Origin of the sequence: Casimicrobium huifangae (assembly GCF_009746125.1) — a bacterium.
GTDB classification, from domain to species: domain Bacteria; phylum Pseudomonadota; class Gammaproteobacteria; order Burkholderiales; family Casimicrobiaceae; genus Casimicrobium; species Casimicrobium huifangae.
Genome location: NZ_CP041352.1, coordinates 3573757 through 3592512, shown reverse-complemented (window position 1 = coordinate 3592512; position 18756 = coordinate 3573757). Strand labels below are relative to the sequence as shown.

17 protein-coding genes are annotated in these 18756 nt (G+C 62.9%); 8 read left to right on the top strand and 9 right to left on the bottom strand.

What is annotated here, in order from left to right; all coding sequences use genetic code 11:
* Position 1: 1 nt before the first annotated feature.
* From FKL89_RS16275 to hutU, 4 genes are read right to left on the bottom strand one after another with little or no spacing between them, the layout of a single operon-like run.
* Positions 2–781, bottom strand: coding sequence for an ABC transporter permease (locus FKL89_RS16275; RefSeq protein WP_156863791.1), 780 nt, complete (start codon positions 779–781; stop codon positions 2–4).
* Between the two features lie 60 nt (positions 782–841).
* Positions 842–1789, bottom strand: a complete 948-nt coding sequence (locus FKL89_RS16270; RefSeq protein WP_156863790.1) for an ABC transporter substrate-binding protein — start codon at positions 1787–1789, stop codon at positions 842–844.
* 43 nt (positions 1790–1832) lie between these two features.
* Positions 1833–3401 carry a histidine ammonia-lyase gene (gene hutH, locus FKL89_RS16265; protein ID WP_156863789.1) on the bottom strand — a complete coding sequence of 523 codons (1569 nt, stop codon included), beginning with the start codon at positions 3399–3401 and terminating at the stop codon, positions 1833–1835.
* Positions 3402–3433: 32 nt separating this feature from the next.
* Positions 3434–5137: a urocanate hydratase gene (gene hutU, locus FKL89_RS16260; RefSeq protein ID WP_156863788.1), complete on the bottom strand. Its 1704-nt coding sequence runs from the start codon at positions 5135–5137 to the stop codon at positions 3434–3436.
* Positions 5138–5260: 123 nt separating this feature from the next.
* Here hutU and hutC point away from each other — a divergent pair, with 123 nt between their 5' ends.
* From hutC to FKL89_RS16235, 5 genes are read left to right on the top strand one after another with little or no spacing between them, the layout of a single operon-like run.
* Entirely contained in the window at positions 5261–6049 is a 789-nt protein-coding gene (gene hutC / locus FKL89_RS16255; RefSeq protein WP_156863787.1) for a histidine utilization repressor, read from the top strand.
* A complete protein-coding gene (locus FKL89_RS16250) occupies positions 6046–6663 on the top strand; it encodes a HutD/Ves family protein (RefSeq protein ID WP_156863786.1) in 618 nt (205 codons plus the stop codon). The genes hutC and FKL89_RS16250 overlap by 4 nt, the downstream gene beginning before the upstream one ends.
* Entirely contained in the window at positions 6660–7880 is a 1221-nt protein-coding gene (gene hutI, locus FKL89_RS16245; RefSeq protein WP_156863785.1) for an imidazolonepropionase, read from the top strand. Before FKL89_RS16250 ends, hutI begins: the two co-directional genes overlap by 4 nt.
* Positions 7864–8667 (top strand): N-formylglutamate deformylase, encoded by an 804-nt coding sequence (gene hutG, locus FKL89_RS16240; RefSeq protein WP_181955203.1) that lies wholly within the window; start codon positions 7864–7866, stop codon positions 8665–8667. The genes hutI and hutG overlap by 17 nt, the downstream gene beginning before the upstream one ends.
* Positions 8664–10091, top strand: coding sequence for a formimidoylglutamate deiminase (locus FKL89_RS16235; protein WP_156863784.1), 1428 nt, complete (start codon positions 8664–8666; stop codon positions 10089–10091). The genes hutG and FKL89_RS16235 overlap by 4 nt, the downstream gene beginning before the upstream one ends.
* A gap of 154 nt (positions 10092–10245) precedes the next feature.
* On the opposite strand, the gene gorA is transcribed toward FKL89_RS16235, so the two are convergent.
* Positions 10246–11595, bottom strand: a complete 1350-nt coding sequence (gene gorA, locus FKL89_RS16230; protein WP_156863783.1) for a glutathione-disulfide reductase — start codon at positions 11593–11595, stop codon at positions 10246–10248.
* A gap of 186 nt (positions 11596–11781) precedes the next feature.
* Between gorA and FKL89_RS16225 the strand changes: the two genes are divergently transcribed.
* Entirely contained in the window at positions 11782–12684 is a 903-nt protein-coding gene (locus FKL89_RS16225; protein ID WP_420361128.1) for a class I SAM-dependent methyltransferase, read from the top strand.
* Here the strand turns inward: FKL89_RS16225 and FKL89_RS16220 are convergent.
* Positions 12681–13010: a YkgJ family cysteine cluster protein gene (locus FKL89_RS16220; RefSeq protein WP_156864755.1), complete on the bottom strand. Its 330-nt coding sequence runs from the start codon at positions 13008–13010 to the stop codon at positions 12681–12683. The two genes, FKL89_RS16225 and FKL89_RS16220, sit on opposite strands and share 4 nt — an antisense overlap.
* Positions 13011–13298: 288 nt before the next feature.
* Here FKL89_RS16220 and FKL89_RS16215 point away from each other — a divergent pair, with 288 nt between their 5' ends.
* The gene (locus tag FKL89_RS16215; protein ID WP_156863781.1) at positions 13299–15113 is read left to right on the top strand and encodes a putative Ig domain-containing protein; all 1815 of its coding nucleotides are present in this window, start codon (positions 13299–13301) and stop codon (positions 15111–15113) included.
* Positions 15114–15164: 51 nt separating this feature from the next.
* On the opposite strand, the gene FKL89_RS16210 is transcribed toward FKL89_RS16215, so the two are convergent.
* Together FKL89_RS16210 and FKL89_RS16205 are read right to left on the bottom strand one after the other, a co-directional pair.
* Entirely contained in the window at positions 15165–16007 is an 843-nt protein-coding gene (locus FKL89_RS16210) for a GNAT family N-acetyltransferase (RefSeq protein WP_156863780.1), read from the bottom strand.
* Between the two features lie 60 nt (positions 16008–16067).
* A complete protein-coding gene (locus FKL89_RS16205; protein ID WP_156863779.1) occupies positions 16068–16898 on the bottom strand; it encodes a PPK2 family polyphosphate kinase in 831 nt (276 codons plus the stop codon).
* Between the two features lie 97 nt (positions 16899–16995).
* On the opposite strand from FKL89_RS16205, the gene FKL89_RS16200 reads away from it, so the two are divergent.
* Positions 16996–17667 (top strand): histidine phosphatase family protein, encoded by a 672-nt coding sequence (locus tag FKL89_RS16200; RefSeq protein ID WP_238363394.1) that lies wholly within the window; start codon positions 16996–16998, stop codon positions 17665–17667.
* An 84-nt stretch (positions 17668–17751) separates the two neighbouring features.
* On the opposite strand, the gene FKL89_RS16195 is transcribed toward FKL89_RS16200, so the two are convergent.
* Positions 17752–18741 (bottom strand): Bug family tripartite tricarboxylate transporter substrate binding protein, encoded by a 990-nt coding sequence (locus FKL89_RS16195; protein ID WP_156863778.1) that lies wholly within the window; start codon positions 18739–18741, stop codon positions 17752–17754.
* Positions 18742–18756 lie beyond the last annotated feature (15 nt).

Here is an 18756-nt window from a genome sequence, read left to right as displayed (position 1 = left end):
CCTACTTTCCCAGCGCCGCCCAGGGGAAAAGCCTGCGGTTGACCAGCTTGAACAGCAAGTCACTGATCAGGCCGATCAAGCCGATCACGATGATGCCGAAGATGATCTGGTCGGTGGCCAGCAGCGCCTGACTGTCAGTGATCATGTGGCCAATGCCGCTTGATGCGCCGATCAGCTCGGCAACGATCACATAAGTCCACGCCCAACCCAGCACCATGCGCAGGATTTCGGCGATCTCCGGCGCCGCACCTGGAATGAGCACGCGCCGCACCAGACTGGAATCGGTCGCGCCCAATGTGTATGCGGCTTCCACGAGGTCACGCCGGGTGTTGCCGACGACCACAGCGATCATCAGCACCAGCTGAAAGAACGAGCCAATGAAGATCACCGCCAGCTTTTGCGCCTCACCAATGCCTGCCCACAGGATCAGCAGCGGAATGAAGGCAGAGGCTGGCAGATAGCGGGCAAACGAAACGAAGGGCTCGAAGAAGGCCTCGATGGGTTTGTATGCCCCCATCAGCACGCCAAGCGGCAGCGCCAGCAAGGCGGCGATCACGAACCCGCCCACCACGCGCCACACGGTCATGCCGATGTCTTTCAGAAATCCCATCTCGGTGACCAGCGTGTAGCCGCTCTTCACCATCGTGATCGGGTCGGCGAGGAAGGTCTTCGACACAAAACCGCCCAGCGTCGCGATCGCCCATACGACGACGAACAGCACGAAGAAGGCGATGCCAAGGGTGACCCGAGTGGCGGGCGCTACGGCGGTAAGTGGTTTCATGGGGGCAGCAAGTCACGCCTGCCAACGCAGGCGCGACTCAGGGGTGAAAGACAGGATGTCTTATTTGATGAAGCGCGTATCGGCCAGCTTAGACAGATCCGGGATGGCCTTGATGATGCCCACTTCGAGCAGCAGATCAGCCGCTTCTTTGGTGAACTGCGCGTGTTCACCAGCGAAGAATTTCTGGTTGGCCGCCTTGTCCTGCCAGCGCAGGAACGACTGGCTCTTCTCAAAAGCGTCGCCAGACTGTTTGACATCGGCACCCATGATTTCGAAGCTCTTCTTCGGCTCGGACTTGATCATGGCCAGCGCGTCGAAGTATCCATTCGCCAGCGCCTGCGCAGCCTTCGGATTGTCGGTCAGGAACTTCGGCGTGCAGCCAAAGGTATCCATCACCATTGGATAGTCAAGCGTGGTGGCGATGATCTTGCCCTTGTCGGGTGCGTTGCGCACGCCGGAGAGATAGGGCTCGTAGGTCATTGCGGCGTCAACGTCGGCGTTGCCGGCGAGGATCGCGTTGGCAGCGGCCTGCGGCTCGAGGTTGACGATCTTCACGTCCTTCACGGAGAGGCCGTTTTTCTTGAGCATCCACGCCAGCGCGAAGTAAGGCGAGGTGCCGGGTGCGCTGGCAGCCACTGTTTTGCCCTTGAGGTCAGCAATCTTTGCAATGCCGGGTTTAACCACCATGCCATCGGCGCCATAGCTCTTGTCGAGCTGGAAAATTTGCGTGGTGGCAACGCCTGCAGCGTTCCAGCCAACCCATGTCTCCACCGTGGTCGCCGCGCATTGCACGTCACCGGACGCAATGGCCAGGTGGCGGTCCTTCTGCGGAATCTTTTTTATGGTGACATCGAGACCGTGCTTCTTGAACAGGCCAGCTTCTTTTGCCAGCGTCAGCGGCGCAAAGCCGGTCCAGCCGGAGATGCCGATGGCAACCTTGGTTTCCTGCGCGACCGCTGGTGCTGCAGCCAATGCGGCAAGACCAAGGGCAATAAGAGTTTTTTTCACGGTCCGATCCTTTCGTTGTGATCTTGAAGTTGGGAAATTCTGTTCAGACGGCAATCCAGAGAGCTGGTAACGCGGCGCCGGTTTCGACAGCAGTCAGCGCACGGAAGACTTTTGACAGCGCCCCATTGCGTACCAGCAGTGTCGCACGTTCGATCTCCGGCGCCAGATAGCGGTCCCGTTCGATGGACTTGCACTGGGCACGTAGCAAGCCGTGTGCCTCTTCCAATGCCATTGACGATTTGAGCGGCCGCAGAAACTCAATACCCTGTGCAGCAGCGAGCAGTTCAATGCCGAGAATGTGCGCCGTGTTGGCGATCATCGGCTGCAGGCGGCGCGCGGCAAAGGTGGCCATCGAGACGTGATCTTCCTGATTGGCCGACGTTGGCAGACTGTCCACGCTGGCTGGGTGGGCCATCGATTTGTTTTCGCTGGCCAGCGACGCTGCAGTGACGTGCGCGATCATGAATCCGGAATTGAGTCCGGCGTCGGACGTCAGAAATGGCGGCAGCCGCGACACGCCGGTATCAATCAGCATTGCGATGCGGCGCTCGGCGATGGCGCCGACTTCGGCGATGGCTACGGCCATCGCGTCGCAGGCAAGGGCCACCGGCTCGGCGTGGAAGTTGCCGCCGGAGATCATCTGCTGCGTATCGCCGAACACCAGCGGATTGTCGGTCACCGCGTTGGCCTCGCGCAGCAACACCAGCGCCGCGTGGCGCAACTGGTCGAGGCACGCTCCCACCACTTGCGGCTGGCAGCGCAGGCAGTACGGGTCCTGCACGCGATCATCGTTTTCTTCGTGCGAATGGCGGATTTCACTGCCGGCCAGAAGGGCGCGGTAGTAACGCGCGACGTCGATCTGCCCCGGTTGCCCGCGCACCGCATGAATGCGCGGATCGAACGGCCCGTCGCTGCCGCGGGCGGCATCGACCGTGAGCGCACCAATGACGAGCGCGGACTCAAGTACTGGCTCGAAACTCAGGAGCGCATGCAGCGCCAGAGCGGTTGAGGTCTGGGTGCCGTTGATCAGCGCCAGCCCCTCCTTGGCAGCCAGGCGCAGTGGCGCGATTCCGGCCTTTGCCAACGCTTCGGCCGCCGGTACCTTGCGACCATCTTCGAGCATTTCGCCCTCGCCGAGCAGCGCGAGCGTCATGTGTGACAGCGGCGCCAGATCGCCAGACGCGCCGACCGAGCCCTGACTCGGCACGCACGGAATCAGCCCGGCGTTGTAGACCGCCAGCAGCGTATCGACCACCACTTCGCGAACGCCAGAGTAGCCGCGCGCCAGGCTTGCGGCCTTCAGCGCGAGCATCAGGCGTACAACCGCAGGCGCCAACGGCTCACCAACGCCCACCGAATGCGAGCGAATCAGGTTCAGCTGCAACGTATCGAGATCGGCGGCGCCAATGCGCTGGTTGGCCAGTTTGCCAAAGCCGGTATTGACGCCGTAGACCGGCGCGTCACCCGCAGCCGCTGCGGCGACAACCGCGTGACTCTGGCGAATCGCTTCGCGAGCCGACATCGGCAGGGTAAGAGTGACACCGCCAGCATGCAGCGTCTGCAAATCGTCTAGCGCCAGGGCGCCGACGTTCAATTGGAAAGTTTTTTTCACGTCTTTTGTTTTCTGTGCTTCGCCGATGGAGATCAGGCGGACAACATCGGCAGCTTCAGTTCCCACTCGCGGGCACACTGCTTCGCGATCTCGTAACCCGCATCGGCGTGACGCATGACGCCGGTCGCCGGATCATTCCACAGCACTCGCTCGACGCGCTTCGCAGCGGCATCAGTTCCGTCGCAGACGATCACTACGCCCGAGTGCTGCGAGTAGCCCATGCCGACGCCACCGCCGTGGTGCAGCGACACCCAGGTGGCACCACCGGCGGTGTTGAGCAGCGCGTTGAGCAGCGGCCAGTCCGACACCGCATCGGAGCCATCCATCATCGCTTCCGTCTCGCGGTTGGGCGAAGCGACCGAACCGGAATCGAGATGGTCACGGCCAATTACGATCGGTGCTTTCAGTTCGCCGCGCCTGACCATCTCGTTGAACGCAAGCCCCGCCCGTTGCCGCTCACCGAGGCCAATCCAGCAGATGCGTGCCGGCAGCCCCTGGAAGGCGATACGCTCGGCAGCCATGTCGAGCCAGCGATGCAGGTGCTTGTCCTCCGGGAACAGCTCCTTCATCTTGGCATCGGTCTTCGCAATGTCCTCCGGATCACCCGACAGCGCGACCCAGCGGAACGGCCCTTTGCCGCGACAGAACAACGGCCGGATGTAGGCTGGTACAAAGCCCGGGAAGTCGAATGCATTCTTGACGCCACGGTCGTAGGCGACCTGGCGGATGTTGTTGCCGTAGTCGACGGTGGGGATGCCCATCGCGGCGAAATCCAGCATCGCCTGCACATGCACCGCGCAGGACGCCGCGGCGGCGTCGCGCAGGGCGGCATGCTGGCCGCTGTCGATGCGGGCGTCCTGCCACTGCTGCAGCGTCCAGCCCATCGGCAGATAGCCGTTAACCAGATCGTGTGCCGAGGTCTGGTCGGTCACGATATCCGGTTTGATGCCGCCGGCTTTGGCGCGGCGCACCAGCTCGGGCAGGATTTCCGCAGCGTTGCCGAGCAGACCAATCGATACCGCGCGCTTTTCGGCGGTGTACTTTGCGATGCGGGCGAGCGCGTCGTCGAGATCAGTCGCCTGCTCGTCGAGGTAGCGCGTCTTGATGCGAAACTCAATGCGCGACTGCTGGCATTCGATGTTGAGCGAGCAGGCACCCGCAAACGTCGCCGCGAGCGGTTGCGCACCCCCCATGCCGCCCAGGCCGGCGGTGAGAATCCACTTGCCGGCCAGGCTGCCACCGAAGTGCTGGCGCCCGGCCTCGACGAATGTCTCATAAGTGCCCTGCACGATGCCCTGGCTGCCGATGTAGATCCACGAGCCCGCCGTCATCTGGCCGTACATCATGAGGCCTTTCTGGTCGAGCTCGTTGAAGTGCTCCCAAGTAGCCCATTTCGGCACGAGATTGGAATTGGCCAGCAGCACGCGCGGCGCATCGGGGTGCGTCTTGAATACACCTACTGGTTTGCCCGACTGGATCAGCAGCGACTCATCCTCGTTCAGCTCGCGCAGCGATTTCAGGATCGCCTCGAAGCAATCCCAGTTGCGTGCGGCCTTGCCGATGCCACCGTAGACGACCAGCGCGTCCGGATTCTCGGCAACCTCGGGATCGAGGTTATTCTGCACCATACGGTACGCCGCTTCGATCAGCCAGTTCTTGCAGGTGAGGCTGGCGCCACGCGGCGCGCGGACAGTGCGCGGCAGGGCGTGAACCGGGGGATGGTTGGGGTGCGTCATGACGGGGCTCCCTTGTGAGTGATTGGCCCACCCGCAGCCGGGTGTGGGTTTAAAAAGTTGGCGAACTATACTTGTCTAGACAAGTTTGTGCAAGCTGGGGAAAACCTGCGTTAGCATTGCCATATGAAATCAGTGCCACGGAAGAAATCAGCGCGAACCCTGCCCACGGACGGCGTACGCACAGCCGGCGCGGCGGGGATTCGCGCAGCCAGCGCGCTGGCCCCATTCGAGCAGGTGAAGCATTACCTGAAGTCGCGTCTTGCCGCGGGTGAATGGACGCCGGGCACGCTGATGCCGTCGGAAGCTGAGCTGGTGCAGCATTTCGGGGTCAGCCGCATGACCGTCAACCGTGCGCTGCGCGAACTGCAACTGGAAGGTCTGGTTGATCGCGTGCAGGGCGTGGGCACTTTTGCCGCTCAACTGCACCGGGTGTCGTCGTCGCTCGTCATTCGTGACATTCACGAAGAAATTGTCTCGCGCGGGCATACCCATCATGCCACCGTACACCTGGCGCGAGAGGAACAGGCAGGTGCGCAGGCGGCGCAACGGCTGGGCGTTGTGGCGGGCACGCGGATCTTTCATACGCTGATCGTGCACTATGAGAACGGCGTCGCGCTGCAGTGTGAAGACCGCTACGTCAACCCGGAATGCGCGCCGGACTATTTGTCGGTGGATTTCACCCGGGTGACGCCAACTCACTATTTGCTCGACGTTGCGCCGTTGTGGGAAGCGCACTTTTCCGTACAGGCCGGGCTGCCGACGGCACGCGAGGCCAAGCTGCTCGGGCTCAAGACGAGCGACCCCTGCCTCATCGTCGCCCGTCGCACCAGCAATCGTGGCATACCGATCACGCAGGCGCGGCTGGTGCATCCGGCGGGGCACTATCAGATCGAAGGCGTTTTCAAGCCATGAGCTGGCAGGTCGTGCGCGTTGACAGCGCAGCACCGCAGGCGTGGCGCAATGGTGGTGGCGTCACGCGGGAGCTGCTGGCGTGGCCGAATGCGGACGACTGGTCCGTGCGGCTGTCGGTGGCGGACATCGAACGCGACGGGCCGTTTTCTGCGTTCGCAGGAGTTGATCGCTGGTTCGCGGTGTTGTCGGGCGCCGGCGTTCTGCTCGGCAATCCTGTTCAGACTGTTCGCCGCCACGATGGTGCGATCAACTTCGCTGGTGAATCGGCGCCGGACTGCCACCTGATCAACGGCGCGACGCGGGACCTCAATCTCATGATCCGCCGCGATCGGGCCACTGGCTGGCTGCGGGCGTTGCATTCGACTGAAGTCATGCTCACTGCTCGTCTGGAAGCAAGCGCTAGCCCGACGGCGGTGTTGCACGGCGTATTCAGCGTCGGCGGTGGCGAGCTGCGCCCTCATGCCAGTGAAGTCGTCGTGCTGCCGCCGATGTCGTTGGCGTGGCAAGCGACGACCAGCGCTTCTGTGCCGGCATCGTTTCGAGCCGTGACGCCTGACACCGGAAATTTCGAATTCCACTGCGTGGTAAGCAACTCTCGGGAGCTGGAAGCATGACGACCACGATCTGGCGCAATGCCAACGTCGCGACATTCTGCGGTGACACGCCGTATGGATGGTTGCCTGGCGCGACCATCGTCACACGCGGCAACGAAGTGATATGGCTTGGCGCAGATCGCGACCTGCCAGCGACGCTAACCGAAGAAAGCGCGAACGAGCATCACCTCGGCGGCGCCTGCGTGACGCCGGGCCTGATCGATTGCCACACCCATCTTGTCTATGCCGGTAACCGGGCGCGCGAATTCGAGTTGCGCTTGCAGGGCGCGACTTACGAGGAAATTGCCCGCGCAGGCGGTGGCATCCGCTCGACGGTGGCGGCGACTCGCGACGCATCGGATGACCAGTTGCTGAGTCTGGCGGTCGCGCGCGCGAAGGCGCTGATGCGCGAAGGTGTGACCGCTGTCGAGATCAAATCCGGCTATGGGCTGAGCGAGGTTGATGAGGCGCGGTGCCTGCGTGTGGCGCGACGCTTTGGCGAAGCGTTGCCGCTGACCGTGCGCACGACTTTCCTTGGTGCCCATGCCATTCCGCCAGAATTCGATCAGCGCGCCGATGACTATGTCGCGGCGGTTTGCGACTGGATGCCGCGCCTGCATGCAGAAGGACTCATTGATGCGGTCGATGCCTTCTGCGAACGCATCGGCTTTACCGTCGCGCAGACGCGGCAGGTGTTTGAGCGCGCCCGATCACTCGGTCTGCCGGTCAAGCTGCATGCCGAGCAGTTGAGTGACCAGCATGGCGCTGCGCTGGCGGCGGAGTTTGCTGCGCTGAGCTGCGACCATCTTGAATATGTCGGCAGCGACGGCATCGCAGCGATGGCATCAGCCGGCACCGTTGCCGTGCTGTTGCCCGGTGCGTACTACTTCTTGCGCGAGACACAGTTGCCGCCGGTTGCGGCGCTGCGCGAGGCGGGCGTGCCCATAGCGCTGGCGACCGACCACAATCCGGGTTCGTCGCCCACCCTGTCGCCGCTCCTGATGATGAACATGGCATGCACGCTGTTCCGCATGACGCCGGAGGAAGCGTGGCGTGGGTTCACCGTCAACGCGGCACGTGCACTTGGACTACCGCCCACGTGCGGTGCGCTGGGCGCTGGTGCGCGCGCCGACTTCGCCGTGTGGGACGCGGAGCATCCGCGTGACCTGGTCTATCGCTTCGGCCATCATCCATTGCAACAACTGATTCAGGGAGGCCAACGTGTCGCAATCGACTGACGCCGTATTTGACCTGCGGCCAGGCGCATCACCGCTGGTGCTAAGCCTGCCGCACGTTGGCACGGTGATCCCGGATGCATTGCGCTCCAGCTACGTCGAGCGTGCGCTCGACGTGGAGGACACTGACTGGCACCTCGACCGGCTGTATGACTTCGCGGCGTCGCTCGGTGCCACCGCATTGGTGCCGCGCTATTCACGCTATGTGATCGATCTCAACCGGCCGCCGGACGACACGCCGATGTATCCGGGGGCGTCCAACACCGAGTTGTGTCCGACACGATTCTTCAATGGCGAACCGCTCTATCGAGAGGGCGCCGCGCCGGATGCGGCCGAAGTTGAGCGCCGCCGCACGCGCTACTGGCAGCCATATCACGATGCCTTGCGTAACGCGTTGCAGGCGGCGCGCGAGCGTCACGGCTACGCGCTGCTATGGGATGGCCACAGCATCCGCTCGCAGATCCCCTGGCTGTTTGATGGCAAATTGCCTGACCTCAATCTCGGCACTGCGAGCGGCGCGAGTTGCGCGGCAGGTCTGCGTGAGCGACTCGCGCAGCGTATGCAGGCGTCGGCTTTCACACACGCCACTGATGGTCGCTTCAAGGGCGGCTACATCACGCGCCACTACGGCAAACCGGAGCAGCGCATTCACGCCGTGCAGATGGAGATGTGTCAGTCGCTCTACATGCAGGAAGTGCCGCCGTTTGCCTATCTGCCCGCAAGCGCCGCCAACGTGCAGCCGCTGCTGCGGCAGATGCTTGAAACCATGCTCGACTGGAAGCCGCAATGATCACGCGTCCACGCCGACCTGCTGCGCTGTGGGCGCCCGCCGCCTGGACCGGTGAAAGCAACGCGCAGACGTGGTCGCACGATGTACTGCTCGAAGTTGATGGCAACGGTTACTGGTCGTCGGTGACGACCGGCGTGACGAGGGAACAGGCACAAGTCAGAGGCGCGGAGATCATCGCCGGGCCGCTGTTGCCCGGCGTGATCAATGCCCACAGCCATGCCTTCCAGCGTGCATTCGCAGGGCTGGCCGAACGCCGCGAGAACGAGCATGACGATTTCTGGAGCTGGCGGGATCGCATGTATCGTGTTGCGCTCTCAGTATCGCCCGACGCGCTGCGCGCGATTGCCACGCAGCTTTATGTCGAGCTGCTGCGCGGCGGCTACACCCATGTTTGCGAATTTCACTACCTGCACCACGATGCAGAGGGCGCGGAGTACGAAGACCCGCTGCTGATGGCGTGGACGCTGGCGGACGCGGCGCACGCAGCAGGTATCGGCCTCACCCTGCTGCCAGTGCTTTACGAGCGGGCGGGCTTCGCGACGCCGACGCTGCGGCACGATCAGCGCCGGTTTGCCACCAGCGCCGACTGGGTGCTCGATGCGCAGCGCCGCATCACCGAAAGCACCGGGGCTGGCATCGGTGACCGGTCGCCACTGAACGCCGGCGTGGCAATCCATTCGCTGCGCGCCGCCAGTGAAGCGTCGATTGCGCGACTGGTCGGTTGCGCCCAGGGCCCCATCCATATTCACGTCGCGGAGCAGATGGCCGAGGTTGAGGAGTGCCAGCGTGTGACCGGTGTGCGCCCGGTACAGTGGCTGCTGCAAAACTGCCGGCTCGATGCGCGCTGGCAGCTTGTGCACGCCACGCATGTGACCCGCGAGGAAATCGAAGGCGTTGCCGGCAGCGGCGCCTGCGCCGTGATCTGCCCGACGACGGAGGCCAATCTCGGTGACGGCCTCACCGACGTCGCCGCTTGGCTGGACGCTGGCACCGCGCTCGCGATCGGGTCCGACAGTCACGTCACCCGCGACTGGCGCGAGGAGCTGCGCCTGCTCGAATATGGCCAGCGCCTGCAGCGGCGGGCACGCAACATTGCTGCGGCGCCTTCCCGCGGCAACAGCGCGACGGCGGAGCGTCTGTTTGCTCGCGCTGTCAGCGGCGGCGCCACTGCGGCCGGTGAGGCGCGCTGGGGACTGGTTGCCGGGGCTCGCGCTGACGCTGTGGTGGTCGACGCGACGGAGCCTGCCTTGCTAGGCGTGCCGACGTCACGCACGCTTGACGCGATGGTGTTCAGCAGTCCGTCGCAGTCGTTTGCCGATGTGATGGTCGCCGGGCGCTGGGCGATCCGCAACGCGGAGAGTGTCGGCGGTGCGGGCACCAAGCAGTCGTTCGCGGCGGCAATGCACGGGCTATGGAACGACTGACGTGGTCATCAGCTATTCGCTGAAATCCTTATTGGATAAGGGCTAGCGGCGTAATAAGCACTGAAGTCGACTTCGTGAGTAAACACGCATGCAGCCCTCATTGAATGGGAATTCAGTGAAAAAGCTGATATGTCCACGAAGATGTCGAACGGGATCAAGCGCCAACCGGCTCGCGCATGGTGACAAATTCTTCCGCCGCTGTCGGGTGGATGCCGATGGTGGCGTCGAACACGGCCTTGGTCGCGCCTGCCTTGAGCGCCACCGCAAAGCCCTGCACGATCTCGCCGGCGTCCGCGCCCACCATGTGAACGCCCAGCACGCGGTCGGTAGTGGCATCGACGACCAGTTTCATCAGCGTGCGCTCGCCGCTGCCGCTCAGTGTGTGTTTCAGCGGCCGGAATTCGGAGCGGAAGATGCGCACTGCGCCCACACTACGCCGCGCCTCTGCCTCGGTCAGCCCGACCGTGCCGATGTTGGGATGGGTGAACACCGCCGTCGGGATGCCGTCGTAGCTCATGTCGCGCGTTCCACTGCCGAACAGGTGATCGACCAGCTTCATCGCCTCCCCTAGCGCGACCGGCGTCAACTGTACGCGGTCGGTTACATCGCCGATCGCGTAGATTGACGGCACCGAGCTTTGATAGTGGTCGCTGACGACGACGGCGCCGTTTTCACGCTGCGCCACCCCCACGCGGTCGAGCCCGAGTCCGTGCACGTTTGGCGTCCGTCCAGTCGCGTAGAGCACGGTATCGGCTGCAAGCGTCTGGCCGTCGGCGAGCTGTACGTCCAGCCCGCTGCTGGTTCGCACGATGCTGCGTACATCCGCATTCACCCGCACATCTACACCGTGCTTGCGCATTTCACCGGCGGCGAAGTGACGGATGTCATCATCGAAGCCGCGCAGGATCTGTTCGCCGCGATAAAGCTGGATGACGTGGGCGCCGAGGCCGTTGAAGATGGACGCGAACTCGCTGGCGATGTAGCCGCCGCCTACGACCACCAACCGGGCCGGAAAGACTGGCAGGTCAAACACCTCGTTGGACGTCACCACATGCTCGCGCCCGACGATCTGCGGCACCTGCGGCCAGCCACCGGTAGCGACCAGAATGCGTTCGGCACCAAACTGCTGATCACCGACCACAACGGTGTGGGCATCAAGCAGGGTGGCCCGACCGCGCACCACATGCACCTTCGACAACAGCCCTTCGTAGATGCCATTCAGCCGCAGGATTTCCCTGGCGCGGTTGGCCTTCAGCGTCTGCCAGTCGAATCGCGTGTCGCCTACGGTCCAGCCAAAACCACGCGCCTCGACAAAGGATTCGCTGAAGTGTGCGGCATAGCTGTAAAGCTTCTTCGGAATGCAACCGAGATTGACGCAGGTGCCACCCATTGCGGCGGATTCTGCCAGCGCGACGCGGGCACCGCGCTGGGCTGCCATGCGTGCGGCGCGCACACCACCACTGCCGCCACCGATGATGAATAGGTCGAACTGTTGCTGTGTCATGTTGTTTTCCTTCGCTGGCCGCGTCTGATCGATGCAATGCTGGCCGCACCAGTGGCAGTTGTTGGCGTGGCATCAACCCGTTGGTCGCGGCGGCGATTGACGACTTACACGATGGGCGACAGGCGCAGTGCTCCGCGTACGCACGCTATGCTCCTGCCTGCAGCCAGCCATTGGGCAGTCATTATCTTGAGCAAAGCAACGCAACGCGTCAAACCGTCACCCGCCAGCACGGCTGGCACCGCGCGCCAGTCCGGCGGGACGGGCACCCAGTCACTGCCGCCAGAAATTCGGCCCGGCCAGTCGATCGAGTTGCTCAAGGCGCTGCACATCCTCACCGTCGACGGCAGGATGAATCAGGATTCGCGGCGCAAGCTCAAACAGGTTTATCACCTGACGCAGTTCATTGAGCCACTGATCGCGCACACGGTTGCCGAACGTGGCCGCGTGAACCTCGTCGATCATGGCGCCGGCAAGTCCTACCTCGGCTTCATCCTGCATGATCTGGTGCTCAAGTCATTGCCGCAGCCGCATCACATGTACGGCATTGAGACGCGAGCGGCGCTGGTGGAAAGCTCGCGGGCGCTCGCTGCGCGCAGCGGGTTCAGCGATCTCAGCTTTCTCAATCTGAGCGTGGCCGAGGCCGTCAGTGCGCCGGACCTCGATGTGCCCATCGATATCGTGACGGCATTGCACGCCTGCGACACCGCCACTGATGACGCCATCAGTTTTGCACTGGCAAAAAAAGCCAAGTTCATCGTGCTGGTGCCCTGCTGTCAGGCCGAAGTGGCAGCTTTTCTCCGCAACGACAGGGATGAGGCACGCAGCAAGGCCACCGTCGCCGAGCTGTGGCGGCATCCCATTCAGGCGCGCGAATTCGGGGCCCAGATCACCAACGTGCTACGTGGCCTGCGTCTGGAGGCCGCCGGCTATCAGGTCACGGTGACCGAGCTGGTGGGCTGGGAGCACTCGATGAAGAACGAGCTGATCATCGCCCAGTTCAAAAATCGGCCGCGTGCAGCTGCGCAGGCAAGACTCGACGCCGTGCTCGACACCTTCGGGCTGGATTCGATGCGCGGACGTTTCGCCTAGCGAGTTACCGCCGGTCTGGCGGCTGGCAGCGGGAGCAGACCGTGCCGTGCCCGCGCCCGTTCGCACGCGTCATCTCCCTCGCGAAATTCGCGGCACGGGCCGGGGCGCCACTCGTAGATGTTGCAATGCGCGCGTTCGCCGATCTTGCCGCCAAGTGCGGCGCAACGCGGGGATGCGTAGTCGGTTCCACGCAGGCGAGCCGTGTGGTCGTTGATGACATCCGCGAGCCCATCCGGCACCGCTCCACCGTTCTCCAGCAACTCGGAGACGGAGAAATCAACGCGAAAGCTGGCGCAGCAGGCGCCGCAGGTTTGGCAGTGCGACATCATTGGGTACATGTGGCCAATCGCACATTTTCGCAGGCCGTCCAGGCATGCCAACGGCATGGTTCGCCATTCAAATTGGCCGTTGCGTCGCGTATTCGCATGGGCCCTCATCAATCTGCCGACCGACTTTGTACTGGCATACAAAGCCGGAGCGGGGAGCCCTACTTTCCGTCACACGCTGTTTGCAGTACATTGATGGAATAAATATGCGATACGGTGGTGTATATGTGGGGTTTTATTGTCCGGCCGGGTTTTGCCCGAAATATTTTTGCTGCGACCAGTGCAGCAGTGGTTGTGCTCCTGGCGGTGCCGCAGGTGGCTGTCGCTGCGCAAGGATCACCAACGTTCACGTCGCCAGCAAGTACGACATTCGTGGTCGGTGTGCCGGGTAGTTTCCAGGCGACAGCAACAGGCACGCCGCTACCGACGATTTCGCGCAAGGCCGGCGCCATCCCGTCGTCACTGACGTTCTCTGCGGCAGCAAATAGTGGCGTGGGCACGCTCAGCGGAACGCCCGTCGCAGGTAACGGCGGTGTCTATGTGTTCAAGTTTCGCGCGGTGAACGGCGTACCGCCTTCGAAGAACCAGAGCTTCACGTTGACCATCAACGAAGCCCCTCGCTTCACGAGTTTCGCCAGCCTCAGCTGCGCGTCGAATACTGCCTGCAACTTCACAATCACCACGGCAGGTTATCCGACCAATACCAACGTGGCGTTGACCAGTGGCACCTTGCCTTCAGGGATGGCCTTTACCAACAATGGCAACGGGACAGCGACGCTGTCGGGCATGCCTGCTACGGCGGTAGGCGTCGTTCCATTGGTGTTCACGGCAACCAACAGTGCCGGTTCAGCGACTCAGAATTTCACGCTGACGGTCAACAACTACCTTGCCATTACATCTGCCGCCACCGCAACCTGCACCGCAGGATCCACCTGCACCTTCAGCGTCAGCGCACGCGGCACCAACACGTTCGCGCTGAATGGCGAGGTGGTCCATGTGGCGTTGACGTCAGGCGCATTGCCATCCGGGCTGACATTCGTCGACAACAATGTCTGCAACAGCGTTGCTGATGGCCCTTGCAACGACACTGGTACGCTGTCGGGCACGGCGGCCGCAGGTACCGGGGGGGTCTATCAGCTGCAGTTCACCGCGACCGATGGGTCGAACGATGCCGACGCGGTACAGGGCTTCACGCTGACCGTAAATGAGGCACCGAGCTTTGTCAGCCCCGACAACATCACCTGTATCGAAGTCACTGCCAATTGCGATTTCGACGTCTCCGCGCGTGGTTACCCGCTACCCGTGCTAACTCAGTCGGGCACGCTGCCGTCACTGCTGGATGGTCTGGCGGGTACCAACACTACCTATTCAATATTCGGCGTCGCCGATGCCGGCACCGCAGGCAACTATCCGCTTGTGTTCACTGCAAGCAATGGTGTCGGCCCTGCTATCACCCAGAACTTTTCGCTGACGGTGGTTACTGCCGCCAACGCTGGCGTTGTCAACACTACGCTTCGTGGCGCAGGGACAGGTCGCGTCGTGAGCAATCCTTCCGGTATTGACTGCCCTGGCTCATGCAGCAAAACGGTGGCAATCGGCACGCCAGTCGCTCTGACCGCTACACCGACCAATGGCTCGGTCTTCATTGGCTGGATGGGCGCAGGCTGCAGCGGCAATGCAACAAGCTGTACTTTCAATGCTGCGGCCAGCAATGACGTGTCGGCAACCTTCGCTCCTGCCGGCACCATGGTGTCGCTCGATGTCGATGCGAGCAACACACCGACGCAGTATGACGCTGGCAGCGACGGAATGATGCTGCTTCGCTACCTGCTTGGCTATTCGGCAGGTGCGATCACTGCAGACGCTCATGTGGCGACTCAAAACGGACGCTCGCCGGGTGATACGGTTGCCTACATTGATCTGATCAAACCGATGCTCGATATTGACGGCGACGGTCGCTTCGACGCGATGAGCGACGGGCTGTTGATCTTGCGCTACCAGCTGGGTTTGCGCGCGACCGCGCTGATCGCAGGGGCCACAAGCAGCGGCGCAACCCGATCGGATTCGCAGATTGAGGCTCTTCTGCAAAGCCTGATGCCATAGTGCGTCCGAGCGCGGCCTGGTGTGATTGCAACTGGCGCAGAAGCATTGCCGCTACGCAGACACCCAGTGTTCGAGTCGCAACTGTTCTTTCAGTCCGACAGCCTTTGCCAACGCGATGGATGGGGCGTTCGCAGCATCGACTACATAGCGCACTGCGAGCCTTCGCGCCTGGAGATCAGCCAGCGCCCAGTGAAGCAGTGCGCGTGCATGCCCAGCCCGCCTGGCGTCGGCACGGACGTGTAGCGAGCCGATTTCATGGATGCCAGGTGTGTTGGCGAACGTCAGCAGCACAGCGACCGCGTTGGCGCTGGCCAAATGACCGGCATCGAAACGGATATGGCAGCGCGCGCTGCCATCAGCGAACAGTGCGCTGAGTTCCTTGTCGGAATAGATCCCGTGGGCGCGGAGTAGCGGCAGTGCGGCATCGGGGACGTGTGCTGTTGTCCGCAGACTTTGATCGGACAACACCCCAGCCTCAAAGCGGGCATCGGGCAAACCAAATGTGCACAGGGCGCGTCGGTAGCTCAGCGGCTGCTGCAGACGCCTTTCCAGCGCGGAGACGACGGAGGTATCAATCGTCTTCAGCACAAATGGCTTGCCACCCGTTGCGTCCAGAATTGTCGTGACGCAAGCCTCAATGGTTTCGTCGCCCGCAATTGCCGGTAGCGCCGGTATGACAACCCAGTCGACATCACCGTAGTTCATCTGGTCGTACTGACTGATCGCCCGTGGCGAAACGAGCAGCAACCCGCCGGCGTTGGCCGTGCCTTGCGCCGGGCCTATTGGCAACACCCGCATCGCCGCGCCGTACAGCGCATACATCTTCAGCGGCGTGATTTGGCGCAGCGGATCAAGCCACAGCTGCGCGATCAATGATTCGTTGTCTGTTGCCATAGGTGCGATTGCGGGAGCCCAACGGCGCCTGTACCTGGTTCGGATGTGCCTCTGCCGCGCCTATTCCACGCGCAGACCGGCAAGCGCGGAGTTTGCCTGGGGCGGGGCGAGTTTCATGTTCTGCAGGGTACGCACCAGCAGTTCCGCGATCATCAGGTTTCGGTGCAGCTTGTCATTCGCCGGGATCACATACCACGGCGCAGCGGCGCTCGATGTGGCCGCCAGTGCGCGCTCGTAGGCACGCATATATTGCGGCCACTGTTTGCGGACCTCAAGATCGCCCATGCTGAACTTCCAGTGTTTGGCTGGGTCATCGACGCGGGCCTGCAGGCGCTTCTTCTGCTCGTCGGGGCTGATGTGCAGGAAGCATTTCACAATCTGGGTGCCCGTGTCGGTGAGCAAGCTTTCGAATGCATTGATCTGCTCGCAGCGGCGGGTCGTTTCGTCCTTGTCGATCCAGCCATTCACCGGCGGTACCAGCACATCTTCGTAGTGACTGCGGTTCCACACCATCAGCTCGCCCGCACGCGGCACCACCGCGTGGCAGCGCCAGAGAAAGTCACGCGCCCGTTCCTCCTCGGTAGGTGCCTTGAATGCCGCAACGCGGACGCCCAATGGCGAAGTTTTCGAGAATACCCAACGGATGGTGCCGTCCTTGCCGCTCGTATCCATGCCCTGCAGCACCAGCAGCAGCTTGCGCTCACCACCGGCATGCAGACGGTCCTGCAAGGCGTCAAGCTCGGTCGCCAGCGCGTCCAGCCGCGTCCGTTGTGCTGCCTCGTCACCCCGCGCGAAGGGCGTGGCCTCCGGGTCGAAATCGCGCAGCTTGAATTTGCCCTTGACGCGATACCCCTTGAACGGATCGTCCGACGTCGCCCTTGCTTTGCCCATTGCTGGATTTCCAATGTCGATTTGATGCAATCTGCACCGATGACCACGAATCATACGGCTCGCACCAGCGCCGCCACGACGTAGGGGAGAGTCCGTATTGACCACGTCCAATCAACCGCCGATGATCGTCCGCATGTTGATGACTGCATCTACCCGACTGGGGCTCCACGTTTATCGCGCTGCAAGCAAGCGGTGGCTGGCGCTGGTCGTCATGCTGGCATGCGCACTCAATATGACAGCGAGCGTTGCCGCTGAAAACTCCGCCAGCGAAGAGGCGCGGGTACTTCAGCACCTTCGTGATGGCGGCGTTGCCATCTTGTTGCGGCATGCGCAGACCGTGCCGGGCATTGGAGACCCACCCGGTTTCAGGCTGGGAGCATGCGATACCCAGCGCAACCTTTCTGCGCAGGGGCGTGCTGCAGCGGCCCGGTTCGGCGAGCGCATGAGTGTTGCGGGCGTGCGGTTCTCCCAGGTGTTGACCAGCCAGTGGTGCCGCTGCCGGGACACCGCAACCGCGATTGCCGGCGCCGCAGAGGATTGGTCCGCCCTCAACTCTTTCTTTGACGATCGTGGCACCGAGGCCAGACAATCCGCCGAAGTGCGCAAGCGCATCGCCGCCATCAAGCGCGGCGAGACGCTGCTTCTCGTCACCCATCAGGTGAACATCACGGCGCTCACTGGTGTTGTCCCGGCGATGGGTGAAGCGGTGGTGGTGCGGGCGGGCAAAGGCGGGGTAGTTGAGGTGGTGGGGCGGCTGGCTGGCGGATGATTGTTGTCGGCCGCGAAAGTGCCACCCGGCAGCACGCACTCGTGTAACGCGCGTCGTCCCGCCAGGTTGCCCCAAGTGTGATCGCTACTGCGGCACCAGCCCGGCAGCTTTGACCAGTTCGGCATGCAGCTTGAGGTCGCGGGCTACCATCTGCTGCAACTCTTCTGGCGTACTCGCCGAGACTTCCATGCCGTTCTCGGCGAGTTTCGCCTTCATCTCAGCATCCAGCGCGGCCTGCACGGCGCGATTGAGCTGGTCGATGATCTGGCGCGGTGTCTTCACGGGGGCAAAAAGGCCGATCCACGCCGAGAGGCTCAGGTCCGCGAAGCCGCTTTCTGCCATCGTCGGTACGTTGGGTAACGCGGGCGAGCGCTGCGGGCTCATCACCGCCAGCGCGTGCAGCTTGCCCGCCTGCACGTGCGGGATCGCCTCGGGCATCACGGCGAACATGGCATCCACACTGCCCGCCAGCGTGTCGTTCACGGCGGGCGCGCCGCCCTTGTAGGGTACATGTAGCAGCTTGGCCTTGGTGCGTGTCTCAAACATCAGTCCTGCCAGATGCTGCGGGCTGCCGTCGCCGGACGAGGCGTACGTGAGGCGACCCGGTGCCGCCTTCGCCGCCGCCAGCAGCGCCGCCACGGTCGGGTATTTCGCCTTGTCTTTGACCACCAGCACCATCGGCTGATTGACCAGTCGTGACACCGGCGCGAAATCTGCCTCCGGGTCGTACGGCAGTGTCTTGAAAATGCTCTTGTTGGTGGTGAGAAACGACGCGGGCGATACAGTCAGCGTGTAGCCATCAGCAGGAGCCTTGGCGACGACCGGCATGCCAATCTGCCCGGAAGCGCCGGCACGGTTGTCGACGATGAACGGCTGTCCGAGCGAGGCGTTGAGCTTCTGTCCCAGTGAACGCGCGATCATGTCCACGCTGCCGCCGGCGGGGAGGGCAACGATAACCTTGACGGGGTGATCGGGATACTTGGTTTGAGCCAGCGCACCACCGCTTGGCGCAAGCGCAACCAGGGGCACGAAAAGAGCCCAAAGGAAGAATCGGGAATGGCGGTGAGTGTGCATGGGACTGCTCCGTCT

Coding starts and splice junctions, on each gene's coding strand:
- FKL89_RS16275 (WP_156863791.1), bottom strand. CDS start 781: ATGAAACCACTTACCGCCGTAGCGCCCGCCACTCGGGTCACCCTTGGC.
- hutU (WP_156863788.1), bottom strand. CDS start 5,137: ATGACGCACCCCAACCATCCCCCGGTTCACGCCCTGCCGCGCACTGTC.
- hutC (WP_156863787.1), top strand. CDS start 5,261: ATGAAATCAGTGCCACGGAAGAAATCAGCGCGAACCCTGCCCACGGAC.
- FKL89_RS16250 (WP_156863786.1), top strand. CDS start 6,046: ATGAGCTGGCAGGTCGTGCGCGTTGACAGCGCAGCACCGCAGGCGTGG.
- hutI (WP_156863785.1), top strand. CDS start 6,660: ATGACGACCACGATCTGGCGCAATGCCAACGTCGCGACATTCTGCGGT.
- FKL89_RS16235 (WP_156863784.1), top strand. CDS start 8,664: ATGATCACGCGTCCACGCCGACCTGCTGCGCTGTGGGCGCCCGCCGCC.
- gorA (WP_156863783.1), bottom strand. CDS start 11,595: ATGACACAGCAACAGTTCGACCTATTCATCATCGGTGGCGGCAGTGGT.
- FKL89_RS16220 (WP_156864755.1), bottom strand. CDS start 13,010: ATGTCGCACTGCCAAACCTGCGGCGCCTGCTGCGCCAGCTTTCGCGTT.
- FKL89_RS16210 (WP_156863780.1), bottom strand. CDS start 16,007: ATGGCAACAGACAACGAATCATTGATCGCGCAGCTGTGGCTTGATCCG.
- FKL89_RS16205 (WP_156863779.1), bottom strand. CDS start 16,898: ATGGGCAAAGCAAGGGCGACGTCGGACGATCCGTTCAAGGGGTATCGC.
- FKL89_RS16195 (WP_156863778.1), bottom strand. CDS start 18,741: ATGCACACTCACCGCCATTCCCGATTCTTCCTTTGGGCTCTTTTCGTG.